Source organism: Paucibacter sp. PLA-PC-4 (assembly GCF_026241155.1).
In the GTDB taxonomy this organism is placed as follows: domain Bacteria; phylum Pseudomonadota; class Gammaproteobacteria; order Burkholderiales; family Burkholderiaceae_C; genus Roseateles_E.
Genome location: NZ_JAPFGP010000003.1, coordinates 276828 through 291803 on the forward strand (window position 1 = coordinate 276828; position 14976 = coordinate 291803).

Annotated in this window: 19 protein-coding genes; 14 read left to right on the top strand and 5 right to left on the bottom strand. The window is 65.6% G+C overall.

Features of this window, described 5'->3' with window-relative positions; translation table 11 throughout:
- Positions 1–47 precede the first annotated feature (47 nt).
- Positions 48–377, top strand: coding sequence for a TonB family protein (locus OOZ63_RS06285; protein ID WP_266004566.1), 330 nt, complete (start codon positions 48–50; stop codon positions 375–377).
- Between the two features lie 25 nt (positions 378–402).
- On the opposite strand, the gene OOZ63_RS06290 is transcribed toward OOZ63_RS06285, so the two are convergent.
- Positions 403–1923, bottom strand: coding sequence for a BCCT family transporter (locus OOZ63_RS06290; RefSeq protein WP_266004567.1), 1521 nt, complete (start codon positions 1921–1923; stop codon positions 403–405).
- A gap of 195 nt (positions 1924–2118) precedes the next feature.
- Between OOZ63_RS06290 and OOZ63_RS06295 the strand changes: the two genes are divergently transcribed.
- The 9 genes from OOZ63_RS06295 to OOZ63_RS06335 all read left to right on the top strand — a co-directional run bounded on the left by OOZ63_RS06295 (position 2119) and on the right by OOZ63_RS06335 (position 9987).
- Entirely contained in the window at positions 2119–3738 is a 1620-nt protein-coding gene (locus OOZ63_RS06295) for a PAS domain-containing methyl-accepting chemotaxis protein (protein WP_266004568.1), read from the top strand.
- A gap of 37 nt (positions 3739–3775) precedes the next feature.
- Complete coding sequence (locus OOZ63_RS06300) at positions 3776–4162, top strand: hypothetical protein (protein ID WP_266004569.1); 387 nt, start codon at positions 3776–3778, stop codon at positions 4160–4162.
- A gap of 71 nt (positions 4163–4233) precedes the next feature.
- Positions 4234–4497, top strand: coding sequence for a hypothetical protein (locus tag OOZ63_RS06305; protein WP_266004570.1), 264 nt, complete (start codon positions 4234–4236; stop codon positions 4495–4497).
- Positions 4498–4507: 10 nt separating this feature from the next.
- Positions 4508–5917 (top strand): TolC family protein, encoded by a 1410-nt coding sequence (locus tag OOZ63_RS06310; RefSeq protein WP_266004571.1) that lies wholly within the window; start codon positions 4508–4510, stop codon positions 5915–5917.
- A gap of 13 nt (positions 5918–5930) precedes the next feature.
- A complete protein-coding gene (locus tag OOZ63_RS06315; protein ID WP_266004572.1) occupies positions 5931–7310 on the top strand; it encodes a multicopper oxidase family protein in 1380 nt (459 codons plus the stop codon).
- 12 nt (positions 7311–7322) lie between these two features.
- Positions 7323–7832, top strand: coding sequence for a cupredoxin domain-containing protein (locus OOZ63_RS06320; RefSeq protein WP_266004574.1), 510 nt, complete (start codon positions 7323–7325; stop codon positions 7830–7832).
- Positions 7829–8296, top strand: coding sequence for a DUF411 domain-containing protein (locus tag OOZ63_RS06325; protein WP_266004576.1), 468 nt, complete (start codon positions 7829–7831; stop codon positions 8294–8296). The genes OOZ63_RS06320 and OOZ63_RS06325 overlap by 4 nt, the downstream gene beginning before the upstream one ends.
- A 20-nt stretch (positions 8297–8316) precedes the next feature.
- A complete protein-coding gene (locus tag OOZ63_RS06330) occupies positions 8317–8655 on the top strand; it encodes a copper-binding protein (RefSeq protein WP_266004577.1) in 339 nt (112 codons plus the stop codon).
- Between the two features lie 93 nt (positions 8656–8748).
- Positions 8749–9987, top strand: coding sequence for an HD-GYP domain-containing protein (locus OOZ63_RS06335; RefSeq protein WP_323055725.1), 1239 nt, complete (start codon positions 8749–8751; stop codon positions 9985–9987).
- Positions 9988–10014: 27 nt separating this feature from the next.
- Here the strand turns inward: OOZ63_RS06335 and OOZ63_RS06340 are convergent, their stop codons facing one another.
- Together OOZ63_RS06340 and OOZ63_RS06345 are read right to left on the bottom strand one after the other, a co-directional pair.
- Complete coding sequence (locus tag OOZ63_RS06340; protein WP_266004578.1) at positions 10015–10788, bottom strand: ferredoxin--NADP reductase; 774 nt, start codon at positions 10786–10788, stop codon at positions 10015–10017.
- Positions 10789–10867: 79 nt separating this feature from the next.
- Positions 10868–11170, bottom strand: a complete 303-nt coding sequence (locus OOZ63_RS06345) for a flagellar basal body rod protein (RefSeq protein ID WP_266004579.1) — start codon at positions 11168–11170, stop codon at positions 10868–10870.
- A gap of 191 nt (positions 11171–11361) precedes the next feature.
- Here OOZ63_RS06345 and ylqF point away from each other — a divergent pair, with 191 nt between their 5' ends.
- The 3 genes from ylqF (at position 11362) to OOZ63_RS06360 (ending at position 13179) form a co-directional block, all read left to right on the top strand.
- Positions 11362–12309, top strand: a complete 948-nt coding sequence (gene ylqF / locus OOZ63_RS06350) for a ribosome biogenesis GTPase YlqF (RefSeq protein ID WP_266004581.1) — start codon at positions 11362–11364, stop codon at positions 12307–12309.
- An 89-nt stretch (positions 12310–12398) separates the two neighbouring features.
- Complete coding sequence (locus OOZ63_RS06355; protein WP_266004582.1) at positions 12399–12869, top strand: MerR family transcriptional regulator; 471 nt, start codon at positions 12399–12401, stop codon at positions 12867–12869.
- A gap of 91 nt (positions 12870–12960) precedes the next feature.
- Positions 12961–13179 carry a hypothetical protein gene (locus OOZ63_RS06360; RefSeq protein WP_266004583.1) on the top strand — a complete coding sequence of 73 codons (219 nt, stop codon included), beginning with the start codon at positions 12961–12963 and terminating at the stop codon, positions 13177–13179.
- Here the strand turns inward: OOZ63_RS06360 and OOZ63_RS06365 are convergent.
- Positions 13176–13547 (bottom strand): EF-hand domain-containing protein, encoded by a 372-nt coding sequence (locus OOZ63_RS06365; protein ID WP_266004584.1) that lies wholly within the window; start codon positions 13545–13547, stop codon positions 13176–13178. The two genes, OOZ63_RS06360 and OOZ63_RS06365, sit on opposite strands and share 4 nt — an antisense overlap.
- A 14-nt stretch (positions 13548–13561) precedes the next feature.
- A complete protein-coding gene (locus OOZ63_RS06370; RefSeq protein WP_266004585.1) occupies positions 13562–14359 on the bottom strand; it encodes a lectin in 798 nt (265 codons plus the stop codon).
- 189 nt (positions 14360–14548) lie between these two features.
- Here OOZ63_RS06370 and OOZ63_RS06375 point away from each other — a divergent pair, with 189 nt between their 5' ends.
- Complete coding sequence (locus OOZ63_RS06375) at positions 14549–14968, top strand: hypothetical protein (RefSeq protein ID WP_266004587.1); 420 nt, start codon at positions 14549–14551, stop codon at positions 14966–14968.
- The last annotated feature ends 8 nt before the right edge of the window (positions 14969–14976 follow it).

Below are 14976 nucleotides of genomic sequence, written 5' to 3' on the forward strand. Positions count from 1 at the left end.
TCTCTGTACTCCTGCTTTTCCTCTCCCCTTTGATTCAAGAGGTTCCCATGACCAAACTCTCCACCCTTGCCCAAGCACTCGCCGCCAGCGCGCTTTTCATCGGACTGGCCGCCCAGGCCGCCGCACCCAAGATCATCAAGAAGGTGCCGCCGGAGTTCCCACGCGAAGCGGCCCAGCAGTCGATCACCAGCGGCGTGATCAGGGCAAAGATGTCGATCGACGGCGAAGGCAAGGTCACAGAAGTGGCCATCGTCGAGGCCGAGCCGCGCCGCGTGTTTGACCGCGCCGTGACCCGCGCACTGATGGACTGGCGCTTCGAGGCCAGCGGCGAAAAGCAGACCCACGAGGTCAAGCTGGTGTTTCGCAACGAAGAGTAAGTCCAGCGCCGGCGGGCCGCTGCCATCAGCGCTCGCCGGCCAGCTCACGCATCTTCTTGCGCAGCGCGCGCTCGCGCCGCTGCTCGTCCAGCCAGTCCTCGCGCAGACCGCGCCATAGTGAGGCCGCCATCAGCATGATGACGATGGTGAAGGGCAGGGCAAACACGATGGTGGCGGTCTGCACCGCCTTCACGCCGCCGGCCAGCAGCAGGCTGATCGCGATGCCAGACACCAGCAGGCCCCAGATCACTTTGACGCGCCGGCTCGGGTTGGCGTCGCCTCCGCTACTCATGATGCCGAGCACCAGCACGGCCGAGTCGCCCGATGTGACGAAGAACACCAGCACCAGCAGAGTCGCCACGCCCGACATCAGCCCGCCTAGCGGCAGCGCATCGAACATCGCGAACAAGGCGGTCGACACATCGGCCTTGACCGCCTCCGACAGCGGTACGCCCTGCCAGACCTCCAGATGCAGCGCCGTGCCACCGAAGACCGAAAACCAGATGAAGGCAGCCAGGCTCGGCGCCAGCACGGTGCCCACGATGAACTCGCGCACCGTGCGGCCCTTGGAAACTCTCGCGATGAAGAGGCCAACAAAGGGCGACCAGGAGATCCACCAGGCCCAGTAGAAGATGGTCCAGCCGCCGACCCATTCGCTGGCGCGAAACGGCGTCATGCGCAGGCTCATGCGCACGAACTCGCTGAGATAGCTGCCCAGCGTATTGGTGAAGGTGTCGATGATGGTGATGGTCGGGCCCAGCACGAAGATGGCTAGGGCCAGCAAGGCGGCGACGATCAAGTTCAGCGAGGACAGCCATTTGATGCCGCGCGCTACGCCGGTCACTGCCGAGCCGATGAAAAGCGCGGTAGTCACGACGATGATGCCCAGCTGAGAGGCTTGGCCGATCGGCAAACCAAACACCGCCTGCAGCCCGCTGTTGATCTGCAGCGCGCCTATGCCCAGCGAGGCCGCGACACCGAAGGCGGTGGCGATCACTGCCAGCACGTTGAAGACGCCGGCCAGGCGCCGCACCGGCCGCCACGGCAAGGCCTGCAGCGAGGTGCTGATCAAGGCCGCGCCGCCCCGGCGGAACTGAAAGAAAGCGATCGCAAGCGCCACGATGCTGTAGACGGCCCAGGGGTGCAGACCCCAATGGAAGAAGCTGTAGCGCATCGCCGCATTGGCGGCCTCCGGAGTGCCCGCGGCGATACCCGGCGGCGGCGCACCGAAATGCGAGATTGGCTCCGCCACACCCCAGAACACCAGGCCTATGCCCATGCCCGCCGCGAAGAGCATCGCAAACCAGGCCCCCAGCGAGAACTCAGGCTCGTCATCTTCGGCGCCCAGCTTGAGGCCGCCATAGCGGCTGAAAGCCAGCAGCCCCGCCAACAGCACCAGGCCCAGCACTACCCAAAGGTACAGCCAGCCGAAGTTGCGGGTGATCAGGGTCAGGACTTGCTCGAACACCGCGCCCAGCTGTCCCGGCGCTAGCAGGCCCCAGACCACAATGACCAGGATGACCCCGGCCGAGACAATCAACTGCATCTTGCCCTCCCATTCATTGGCGCAGGCGTAGCACCTTAGCAGGCCGGGCCAAGCCGACGTGTCGCGAAATGAGTTTGCCAACTCGCGCTCGCTGCCGCTATGCTCGAATCGCCCGACCTAGCGGACTCCACAGCCTCGGCGGGCCGCCATCAAGCCATCGCCACTTCTGAGTGGCGCGAGCCACAAGGGGGTGTCATGCGAAACAACGGGCCTGTAACGCAGCGCGAGTATTCGTTCCCAAGCGGTGAAACGCTGGTTTCCACGACAGACTTGCAGGGGCGCATCGTCTACTGCAATGCCGCCTTTGTGACGGTCAGCGGCTATGAACACCAGGAGATCCTGGGCCAGCCGCACAATATGATCCGCCACCCGGACATGCCGCCCGAGGCCTTCCGCGATATGTGGGAGACCATCCAGAGCGGTCAGCCCTGGTCGGCAATGGTCAAGAACCGGCGCAAGGACGGCGACCACTACTGGGTGCAGGCCAACGTCACCCCCATCATGGATGCACGCGGCCAGCCTAACGGCTTTATGTCGGTGCGCACCGAGCCGGACCGCCAGGCCATCGAGGCCGCCGAAGCGCTGTATGCCCGAATGCGCGAACAGGGCGAGGACGGGCCTTTGCGCCTGCGCCAGGGCCAGTTGGTCAATCTCTCGCTCGGCGGCCGGTTGCGCGAGGCGCTGCGCCTGAGCTTAGGCACCCGCATGAGCCTGACGGTGCTGCTGGTCGGGCTGGCGGGTCTGGGCTTGGGCCTGTGGCTCAGCGGCTCAGCCATGGCGTGGGCCGGCGCGCTGGCCATCGCGGTACTGGCCCTTCTGGGTAGCTGGTATCTGCGCGCTGTGGCGTTGGCACCTATTGAGGCCCTGGTCGACTTCGCCAACCGCATCGCCGCGGGCGACCTGACCCAGCAAATCAAGAGCGGCCGGCGCGACGAGATCGGCCGCGTTACCGCCGCATTGGCTCAGCTCAATGTCAACCTGATGTCCATCGTACGCGACGCCCGCGTCGGCGTGATGCAGATGCGCCAGAGCACGCAGGCCATCTCGGCCGGAAACCAGGACCTGTCGGGCCGCACCGAGTCACAGGCCAGCAATCTGCAGCAGACCGCTTCGTCGATGGAAGAGATCACCGCAACCGTTCACGCCAGCACCGAGATGGCGGCCACCGCCGCGTCCCGCGCCGACGCGGCACGTCAGATCAGCCAGCGCAGCGCGGCGGCGGTACAGGCAGTCTCGACGACGATGGACAGCATCGCCCAGTCGTCGGCCCGCATCGCCGACATCATCCAGGTAGTCGACAGCATCGCCTTCCAGACCAATATCCTGGCGCTCAATGCCGCCGTCGAAGCCGCTCGCGCCGGCGAGCAGGGGCGCGGCTTCGCAGTCGTCGCCGCCGAAGTGCGCACCTTGTCGCAGCGCACCACCGAGGCCGCCAAGGAAGTGCGCGGCCTGATCCAGGCCTCCAGCGAGCGGGTCGCCGAGGGCGGTACACAGGTACTGAACGCCGGTCGCGCGATGGGCGAGGTGCAGCAGTCGGTCGAGGAAGTGCACGGTCTCATCACCCGCATCAGCCAGGGCATGAACGAGCAACGTCAGGGCATGGACCAGATCAATGCGGCCGTAGCCCAGCTCGACAGCCTGACCCAGCAGAACGCCGCGCTGGTCGAGCAGGTCTCGGCTTCGGCCCTGGGTCTGAACGATAAGGCCCAGGAGGTTGCAAACTCCGTCAGCGTGTTCCGCCTGCAAGGCCAGGCGGGACTGGCCTTGCCGGATGCGGTGGCGCTGCGCAAGGTGGCCAAGGCCGCAAGGTCCTGAGCTGGGGCGGCGTCGCGAGCTGCACTACACTGGCCCCATGCGCCGCCTGCTGCCCCTCCACTGGCTCAGGGCCCTGATCTGGGGCCTGGCCCTGGCTCTGCCCCTGCAGGCCATGGCGGCGACTCTGATGCTGGGTTGCGGCGATCACGGTGGTCGTCACGCCACAGAATCCTCCACACATCATCCAACCCAGCAGCATGAGCACGGTGCCGACATCGAGCATGTCCATCACACCGAAGACATGCCGACCGGCCACCAGTGCAGCGCCTGTGCAGCCTGCTGCTTGGGGGCCGCACTGCCCACCGCCATGCCTGTTGTGGCCAATCCTGCTGGTCATGGCGTGCACATCGCCCGGGCCGAAGCAGCCCGACTGAGCATCATCATGGCCGGGCTCGAACGCCCGCCCAGACCCGTCCTCGCGTAAGCAGTCCGGCGCGCTCGGCTTGATGCCGGCTCGCCCTTTCTCTTCCGACTCTTTCCTCACGCGAGGATGCAATGACATCTGTACTGTCCTATATGGCGACCTGCCTGCTCGCAGGCGCCACCCTGAGCGCAGTGGCGCAAGCCAGACCCGACCCGACTGACCCCAGGGCCGAGGTGCCTGCGGCACGCCACCAGTCCGCTCTTCAACACTACAAACCCCTCAGCGAGACCGAACCGGCCGACTGGCGCGATGCGAATCGCCGGGTGCAGCAAGCCGGCGGCTGGCGCGCCTACGCGCGGGAAGCCGCTGCCTCGGCACCTGCCCACAAGCACTGAGGGCCGCCACATGAACCCTCTCCTGACGAGATCAGCGCTCGCGTGTGCCAGCCTGGCGCTGGCCGGCTGCGCCAGCCTGCAGCCACAGCAAGGTTTCGCACCGCTGCAGGCACAAACCCAGGCGCTGCTGAAACAGGATCTGCAGTGGCCGCGAGATGCCGAGCAGGCTGCGGCCCTGGACGCCCGCGTCGCCGAGCTGCTGGCCGTGCCGCTGACGGCCGATAGCGCAGTGCAGATCGCACTCCTGAACCACCACGGCCTTCGCGCAGAGCTGCACCAGCTGGGTGTGGCAGATGCGGACCTGGTGCAGCTGAGCCGGCCACTGAACCCCGGGCTGAGTCTGGGCCGCATGCGCCAGGGCAGCGAGACCGAGATCGAACGCGGCCTGCATCTAAATCTTGGCAGTTGGTTGAGCCTGAACCGGAGCCGGCGAGTTGGCGCGCTGCGCCTGCGGCAGACCCAGCAAGACCTAGCCCTGAAGGTTCTGGCGATTGCCGCCCAGGCCCGCAAATCCTACTACCAGGCCCTGGCCGCCGAGCAGCTGCGGCAGTACAGTCTGCAGGTGATGGAGGCTGCCGAGGCCGGTGCCGAACTGGCGCGGCGCATGGCCGCGGCTGGCAACCTCAACAAACTGCGCCAGGCCCGCGAGCATGGCTTCTATGCCGAGGCTGCCTTGTCCGTAGCACGTGCCGAGGCCCAGGCACGCAGCCAGCGCGAGGCGCTCATACGGGCGCTGGGCCTGTGGGGCGAGCAAACTCAATTCCGCCTGCCCGAACGTCTGCCCGAGCTGCCAGGCGCAGCGCGCGATCTGCCTGAGATCGAACGCCAGGCGATCGCCCAGCGCCTCGATGTTCAGGCCGCCAAGCGCGCAGCGGAGCTGCGCGCCAGCGAGCTGGGCCTGAGCCAGCGCACCCGTTGGATCAACGTGCTGGAGCTGGGCGTTGTCCGCAATAGCAGCAATGAAGAACCGACCCAGCGCGGCTTCGAACTGAGTCTGGAGCTGCCCTTGTTTGACTGGGGCCAGGCGAGGGTCGCGCGCGCCGAGAGTCTCTATATGCAGGCGCTCGAGCGCACCGCTCACACCGCGATCCAGGCCCGCTCAGAAGCCCGCGAGGCCTATGGCCGTTACCGCTCGGCCTTCGATATCGCGCGCCACTATGCCACCGAGATCCTGCCGACCCGGCAGCGCATCGCCGACGAAAACCTGCTGCGCTACAACGGCATGCTGATCGGCGTGTTCGAGCTGCTGGCCGATGCGCGCGCGCAGATCGGCGCGGTTGCGGCGGCGATCGGAGCCCAGCGCGACTTCTTCCTGGCACAGGCCGAGCTTGACCAGGCCTTGATTGGGCCGGCAGCTGCCAGCGCCCTGCCCTCTTCATCATCCACCGCCCCCGCTGAAGCCAGCGCCGGCGGCCATTGAAAGCACGACCATCATGGTTTCCCGACGCATTCTATTTCTCGGCGCCGGTGCGGTCGCCGCGACCGCTGTTTCGCGCGTGGCTCTGGCCGCCATTCCCGAGGCGGTGCAGCAGACCAGCGCCGCCACTGCTGCGCCGCTGATGCCGGCCACGGGCAGGCCGTACAACCCCGTCGTGACCTTGAACGGCTGGACTTGCCCATGGCGCATGCGCGACGGTGTCAAAGAGTTCCATCTGGTAGCCGAGCCGGTGGTCCGCGAAATGTGCGAGGGCTTCAAAGCGCATCTGTGGGGCTACAACGGCCAGTCGCCCGGCCCCACCATTGAAGTCGTCGAGGGGGACAGGGTGCGCATCTACGTGACCAATCGCCTGCCCGAGCACACCAGCGTGCACTGGCACGGCCAGCGCCTGCCCAATGGCATGGATGGGGTCTCGGGCCTAACGCAGCCCTCGATCAAGCCGGGCCAGACCTTTGTCTACGAGTTCGTCGCGCGCCGGCCCGGCACCTTTATGTACCACCCCCATGCCGACGAAATGACCCAGATGGCGATGGGCATGATGGGCTTTTGGGTCACGCACCCCAAGACCAAGCACCCGCAGATCGCCGAGGTGCAGCGCGACTTCTGCTTTCTGCTATCGAGCTACGACATCGATCCCGGCAGCTACACGCCCAAGATCATGACGATGACGGACTTCAACCTGTGGAGCTGGAACAGCCGCATCTTCCCCGGCATCGACACGCTGAATGTGCGCCTGGGGGACCGGGTGCGCATCCGCGTCGGCAATCTGACGATGACCAATCACCCCATCCATCTGCACGGCCACGAGTTCGAGGTCACCGGCACCGATGGCGGTCCGGTGCCCAAAGGCGCGCGCTGGCCCGAGGTGACCACCGATGTCGCAGTGGGCCAGATGCGGCAGCTCGAGTTCCTGGCCGATGAGCCCGGTGACTGGGCCTTGCATTGCCACAAGAGCCATCACACGATGAATGCAATGGGCCATGACGTCGACACGCTGATCGGCGTCGATCACAGTGGCCTGGCCGGCAAGATCACGAAGCTGATCCCCGACTACATGGTGATGGGCGAGCGCGGCATGGCCGATATGGGCGAGATGACCATGCCGCTGCCCGACAACACCGCGCCGATGATGGCCGGCCACGGCCCCTATGGCGGGCTTGAGATGGGCGGCATGTTCAGCGTGTTGAAGGTGCGCCGCGACCAAAAGGCGGGCGACTACAGCGATCCCGGCTGGTACGCCAAGCAGGCCGCGCCGGGCACGGTGGCGCGCGAAGTGCCCGCTGCCGTGACGGAGCCGCCGCGTGCGGCCCCGGCATCAGCCAAGCCCGCCACCGAGGTCAAGGTGCGCAAGCCCGGCCATCATCACTCTCATTGAAAAGCCCTGCAGATGAAAAGTATCCAGATCCATCTCCTGCTGTGTGCCCTGATGCTCAGCACGGGCCTGGTCCAGGCCCACGGCCCGCAGCCACACCACGGCGCTGCGATCAAGAGGGAGCAGCAAGCCTTCGGCATTGCGGGCGACGCAGCCAAGGTCGGTCGCACGATTGCCATCACGATGGGCGACGATATGCGTTTCAACCCCGATCGCATCGAGGTGCGAGAGGGCGAGACGCTGCGCCTGCGTATTCACAACAAGGGCCAGCTGCTGCACGAGCTGGTGATAGGCACGCCCAAGCAGCTCGACGAGCATGCCGTGCTGATGCAGAAGTTTCCCGGGATGGAACATGACGAGGCCCATATGGCCCATGTCGATCCGGGCCAGCGCGGCGAGATCGTCTGGCGCTTCAACCGTGCCGGCGAATTCGACTTCGCGTGTCTGATCAACGGCCACTACCAAGCCGGCATGCGCGGCAAGATCATCGTCAGACCGGCCGGCTCCAAGGAGGGCAACCGATGAAGACGGCACGGACACGCCGCCGCCTGCTACTGGCACTGGGCCTTGCCGCGACTGGGCTCTTGCAGGCTCAGGGACCCGCCCGTTCACAGGCCATCACGGTCTGGAAGGATGCTGCCTGCGGCTGCTGCCAGGCATGGGTCAAGCATCTCGAAGCGCATGGCTTCGCCGTCGAGCTGCGGGACATCGGCAACAGCCAGGCCCGCACCCGGTTGGGCATGCCGCAGGCCTTGGGTAGTTGCCATACGGCCCTGGTGGCAGGCTATGTAATCGAAGGCCACGTACCGGCTGGAGACATCCAGCGACTTTTGCGCCAGCGCCCTCTCGCGCTGGGTCTGGCCGTGCCCGGCATGCCGATCGGCTCGCCGGGGATGGACGGCCCCGCGTACGGAGGTCGGCGCGAGGCCTACGAGGTGCTGCTAGTGCACCGCGACGGACGAACCCAGACCTTTTCCCGCCACGGTTGAAAAATCCACAAGGACTCTTTATGAAACTGAGCCATCAACTCCTCATCGGCTTGCTGGCCGGCGCCAGCCTGCAGCTCTGCCAGGCCCAGACACCGACCCGGCAGCATGCGACGGCGCTGGCCGCCGACCTGGCCTGGGCCGAAGGCGAGGTGCGCCGCATCGACCTGGGCAAAAAGAAGATGACGCTCAAACATGGCGAGATCAAGAACCTGGACATGCCGCCGATGACCATGGTGTTCACCTGGGAGGACGGCGCGCTGCCGGCCGATCTGCTGACAGCGCTCAAGCCCGGCGACAAGCTGCGCTTCCAGGCCCGGATGGTGGACGGCAAGATCCTGCTGGTGGCGTTGCAGCCCTGAAGCGGCTGTGAATGGGCGGCGGCAGATGCAACAAAATGCACGGCAGAACCGGCCTCGGGGTCGATCCGCCAAAAACCACACGCTTTTGCTGGCATGCTGCTGCCCGTGCTGAAAACCATTCCGACATCACAGCTGCGCCTGGGCATGTTTCTCCACCAGCTGAGCGGCTCGTGGATGAGCCATCCGTTCTGGCGCTCGCGCTTTTTGCTGCGCGATGCGCGCGACATCCACAAGCTGATCGAGGCCGGCATCGCCGAGGTCGTAATCGACACCGATCAGGGCCTCGATGTGGCGCCCGAGCTGCCCCCCCCGATCGAAGCCCCCTCCGCAGCGCCGCCAGCCCCGCCTGAGCCTGAACTCATCCCGCTGCCGCCGGCGCATCCGGCCGTGGCCGACGCCGGCCCCAGCTATACCGAGGCGTTGGACTTGAGCCGCAAGTCGCTGGGCGCCGTCGTCGAGCTGTTCGCCCAGGCCCGTATGGGCCAGGCGCTCGATGCTCAGACCTGCCTACCAGTGGTCGAAGACGTGATGAGTTCGGTCAGCGACAGCCCCAGCGCGCTGATCAGCATCAGCCGGTTGAAGACGGTAGACGATTACACCTATATGCACGCGGTGGCCGTATGCGCGCTGATGGTGGGGCTGGCGCGGCAGATGGGGCTGTCCGACCATCTGGTGCGCGAGGCCGGCCTAGCCGGCCTGCTGCTGGACACTGGCAAGGCGGCGATGCCGCCGGAGCTGCTAAGCAAGCCCGGGCGGCTGAGCGACGAGGAACTGGCGCTGCTCAAGACACATACGCGCAGGGGTCATGAGATGCTGGGCAAGGAAGGCGGCTTCAGCGCTGCGGTAATGGATGCGGTCTTGCACCACCACGAGCGCATCGACGGCAGCGGCTATCCCGATGCCCTGGCCGGCGACAAGATCGCGCCGCTGGCCCGCATGGCGGCGATCTGCGATGTCTATGACGCCGTGACCTCACGCCGGCCCTACCGGGCGCCCTGGGACCCGGGTGAGGCAATGCGCCACATGGCCCAGGCCAAGGGCCAGTTCGATGCGCAGATCTTCCAGCACTTCGTCAAGGCGGTGGGCATCTACCCGGTAGGCTCGCTGGTGCGGCTGCAGTCGGACCGGCTGGCGGTCATCGTCGCGCAGGGCAAGGACTCGCTGCTCAAACCCAGGGTCAAGGTTTTCTACACCGCCCAGGAACAGCACCGGCTGAGCCCAGCCTTCGAGCTGGACCTCGCCGATCCCGGTGCAGCCGACAAGATCGTCGGCGTCGAGCCGCCCGCATCCTGGCGCTTCCAGGACCTCGAGCAGCTCTGGTTAGACCAGTAGGGCTGGCTGCTCGGCTTGTTGCTGGGCCTATTGCTCGGCGAACGCGCGTTCGATCACGAAGTGCCCCAGCTTGCTGGTCGAGCCTTCTTCGAAGTTGCGCGCTTCCAGCATCGCCTTCAGATCCTTCAGCATACCGGGGCTGCCGCAGATCATCACGCGGTCGTTGGTCACATCCAACTTGGGCAGTCCCAGATCAGCCTCGATCTTGCCGGTGGCCAGCAGATCAGTGATGCGACCCTGGTTGCGGAACGGCTCACGCGTTACGGTCGGGTAGTAGAGCAGTTGCTCGCTGGCGAACTCGCCGAGGAACTCGTGCTGGTGCAATTCCTTGGTAATCAGGTCCTGGTAGGCCAGCTCGTTCACATGGCGGCAGCCGTGCACCAGGATGACCTTCTCGAAGCGTTCGTAAGTCGCCGGGTCGCGGATCACGCTAAGAAAGGGAGCCAGCCCCGTGCCGGTGGACAGCAAGTAGAGGTTCTTGCCGGGGTGCAGATAATCGGTCAGCAGGGTGCCGGTGGGCTTGCGGCCAATCAGCAGCTTGTCGCCCGGTTTCAGATGCTGCAGCCGCGAGGTCAGCGGGCCGTCCGGCACCTTGATGCTGAAGAACTCCAAATGCTCTTCATGATTCGCGCTGGCGACGCTGTAGGCACGCAGCAGCGGCTTACCTTCGACGCGCAGGCCCAGCATCGTAAAGTGCCCGTTCTGGAAGCGAAACGCGGTATCGCGGGTGGTGGTGAAGCTGAAAAGCCGGTCGGTCCAGTGATGGACGCTCAGCACCTGTTCTTCGTTAAAAGCACTCATGAATGACGCGGGCTCTGGTAATAACCCGGAATTCTAACGAGCGCTGATGCGCTGCAGCAAATACCGCTTGCTTATATCCTTAAGCTTTGATGTCTAGCAAAGCCCCTTCGGCTCGCAGCTGGGTCTGCAGCACCCGCAGATTGGCCACATAACTGTAAGTGGCGCTGCGCTGTTCGACCAGCTCGCGTTCGGCAGAGACCTGGACTTGCTGGCTGCGTTCGACACCAGCCACCACGCCGCCCTCGGGCAGGCTGGTCTGCACCACCCGCTCGGGCCTAAAGCCCGGGGTCTGTAGATTGGCAGTATTGTGGGCCGACGCGCGCAGGCGCTCATTCGCGGCCGAGATGCCGGACAAGGCGGTGGACAGGCTGACGGACGACATGGCGAGCACTCCGAAGACAACAGGCGTGATGCCGGGATTCTTCCCTCTTCATCGGCAGCACGCCGCCAAACTTGAGAACAAAAGGGGATTTCCCCGTCATTTCCTCACACGCTGTGCGGTAGTGCAGCCCACTGCGAGGACAATCCCGCCCTTGCGCCACGCTCCGGTGGCGCGCCAATACCGAGGTGAAGATGGCGATTCAATGGTTCCCGGGTCATATGAATTCGACCCGGAACGCGATCCGGGAGCGGATGAAGGCGGGACTCGATGTGGTCATCGAGCTGCTTGACGCACGCCTGCCCGGCTCCAGCGCCAATCCCCTGCTAGCCCAGCTGACCGAGGGCAAGCCCAATCTGAAACTGTTGAACAAGCAGGATCTGGCCGATCCGGCGCGCACCGCGCAATGGCTGGCGCACTACAACGCCCGGCCCGAGACCCGCGCGATCGGCCTGGACGCCAGCGTGCCGGCCCCGGCGCGCGCGCTGATGAGCGCTTGCCGCGAGTTGGCGCCGCTACGAGGCGGCATGGCCAAGCCGCTGCGGGTGCTGATTTGCGGTATCCCCAATGTCGGCAAATCCACGCTGATCAACACATTGATGGGCAAGCGCGCCACCAAGACCGGCGACGAGCCCGGCATCACCAAGGTCGAACAGAAGCTGGTGTTGGAGAACGACTTCTACCTGTTCGACACACCCGGCATGCTGTGGCCGCGCATCACAGTGCCCGAGAGCGGCTACAAGCTCGCCGCCAGCGGCGCCATTGGCCGTAACGCCTTCAATGAGGAAGAGGTGGCGCTGGAGCTGCTGGACTATCTGCGTCAGCACTACGCAGGCCAGGTCGAGGCGCGCTACAAGCTCGAAGACGTGGCCGGGCTCGGCGACGAGGCCCTGCTGGAGGCCATCGGCCGCAAACGCGGCGCGATGCTGGGCGGCGGCCGAGTCAACCTGCAGAAGGCGGCGGAAATCGTGGTCTACGAGTACCGCCAGTCGCTGCTGGGCCGCATCACGCTTGAGACCCCCGAGGAATTCGCCCGCTGGCAGGCCAGCGGTGCGGCCATCGAAGCCCAGCGCAAGGACAAGAAAAAGCGCAAAGGCCCGGCCGAGCCCGATGCCGAGCCCGACCGAGATACCTGCCCTTAACGTCAGCCATCTGCCGTATCGGTAGATACCATCACCGGCAAGCCCCGTGACGGGCTTAGCATCCAGGCCATCCCCAGCCCGGAGCCCTCATGACGACGCAAGCCAGCAGCACAGCGGTGCTGGAACAGCAGCACAGCGATGCGCAGGAATTGCTGGCGCACAGCGCCAGCGCGCCCAGCGAGCAGATTTACGGCATCACCGAGCTGTGCGCCGAGTTCGGAATCTCGCAGCGCGCAATCCGCTTCTACGAAGACAAGGGACTGTTGGCACCGCGCCGTGTCAATGGCGCACGGATATACGGCCAGCGCGAACGGGCTCGACTCAAGCTGATCCTGCGCGCCAAGGCGATCGGCACCAAGCTGGTCGACATCAAGCAGTTCCTCGATCTGTATGGTCACCACGGCGAAGGCCGCGCCAGGCAGTTGCAATGGACGCTGGAACGCACCGACGCGGCCATCGTCGAGCTGGAACAAAAGCGCGCCCATATCGAGCTGACCCTGACCGAGCTTCGCATCATCAACGAAGCGGTGCGCCAGCAACTGGCGGTCCAGCAGGACTAACGATGTCCCTGCCCCTGTTCCGCTCCACCTGGATGACCGATGAGCACCGCATGCTGCAGGACTCGGTGGCGCGTTTGTTCAGGCAGCGCTGGTGCTGCGCTCGGTGGCCGATGCCAGTATCGGCTCGATCCTCGCCTGGGGTTTCGCGCCCTTTGGGGGCGGCACGCTGCAGTTCACCAATGCCCGCGGCCTGCAGGCCTTTATCGCGCGCACCCGCGAGCTGGCAGAGGTCCATGGCGCGCGCTTTGCGCCGGCCACCCTGCTGCTGGGCATGGCCGAGCGCGGCGAGCGCTTCGGGGCCGGCTGCTAGCCGCCACGCCTCTTCTTGCGCGCGGCCTGGTAGGCCTCGATCTCCTGCTTCGACAGGCGGTCGTCCTTGTCCGTGTCGGCCGCGTCGAACGCCGCCATGCGGACCTCGACCACCTCTTTGAAGGACAGACGCTTGTCCTTGTCGGCATCGGCACGGCGCAACGAGCCGAGCATGCCTCGCGCGCCCCGCGGCATGCTCTTGAGCTCTGCCTCGGTGATATGGCCATCGGCGTCCAGGTCCAGCGCATGCCAGGAGCGCGTCACATCCTTGTGAAACTCGTCGAGGTCGATGTAGCCGTCGCCATTGCTGTCCGCAGCCTGAGCCAGGCCGGCAGCGACCAGCAGCAGCGCCATAAGAGTTTGCTTCATCGCTTCATCCTCCCTCACCACCACCAACGTTGATTGTCGCCACCGTTGCAGTCCCACAGTTGGACCGCTTGGCCGGGGCGCAGTCGACCGTCACGCACATCCAGGCACTTGCCGTTCATGCGGCTGCGGACCTGGTTGCCGCGCGCTTGCCAGCGCTGGTTATCGCCACCGTTGCAGCGAAACGCGATCACCTCGGCGCCATTGTTGCTGTTGCCTGCGGCCACATCCAGGCACAGACCGGAAACCCGCAACTCGCCGCCGCGCCCCCAGTCAAAGCGCTGGTTGCTGCCGCTATGGCAGCCAAAGACGATGGCCCGTGCGCCCTCAACGGCGCGGCCGCTGATGTCCAGGCACAAGCCGCCACCCGAGCGTAGCTGGCGCCCATAGCCGCCGCCATTGTTGTCGTCCGGCCGGTTGTCATCGCGGTCACGGTCCTTGTGGTGGCTGGCCAGCAGGGCCAGTCCGGCAATCGCCGCAACGGCGGCGATTGCGGCGCCCGAGTTGGACGAGCGGTGCTCGCTGTCGGAGAAGTCGCCGCTGAGGGTGAAGCGAGCGCTGCAGCCGTTGTTGACCCAGACTTCCATGCTACTGAGGTCATAGCCCCAGGATCGGTTGAAGCGGCAATTGCCGGACAACTGCCGATCCAAGTCAACATCGCGGGTGCCAGCCGGCAAGCGCTGGGAGGTGTAGCCCCCGTCGGAGCGCAGTTCCACGCTTTGCTCGGCGGCCCAGGCGGGCGCCACCGGCGTAGCCAGCAATGCCACGCCCAGCGCCGTCGCCATCAGCCGTTGATGGGTCCTTACATGCGTCATCGTCGATCTCCCTTCGTTGCGAGTCAACTCTAGCGCGATTCGAGGTCTCGCCCATAGCGCCGTGCCCCCAATCGCCAGGACGCGCCATGCAATACCTGAACCTGCCGCACAGCCAGACGCGTGAATTATTCACGCGATGAAAGCATGACGCTTAAGTTTTTTCCTGCGCGGTCGCCCCTCCCCATCACCATGCCTGCCAGCAACAACAGCCCCCGATCCGGCATCAACCGAGCGAATCTCAGAAACGCGCCACCGCGCGCCGCGCGCAAACCTGTGGCTGAGGCCGTCGCGCCGGCCGTGCTGCCACGGCCAGTTGCTGTTGCACCGACCTCGGCCTTTGGGGAGTTTCTACAGATCGTCGGCGCCGCCGCGCTGCTGCTGGGCGGGCTGGCCCTGCTGTTGATGGGCGTTCAGATGATGAGCGACAGTGTCACAGTCGGCAAACACCTGGCCGAGGCCAAAGCCCAGCGCGGCGTGCTGGTCTGCCAGGACGGCCGTATGGTGCGTGGCGACGGCTCGCTGCGCGACATGATCCTGGCCGACGCCTACTTCAGCTGCACCGACTGGCGCACCTTGCAGAGCATCGAGCTCGAAGAGAAGAGCAAGTAGACCGGGCC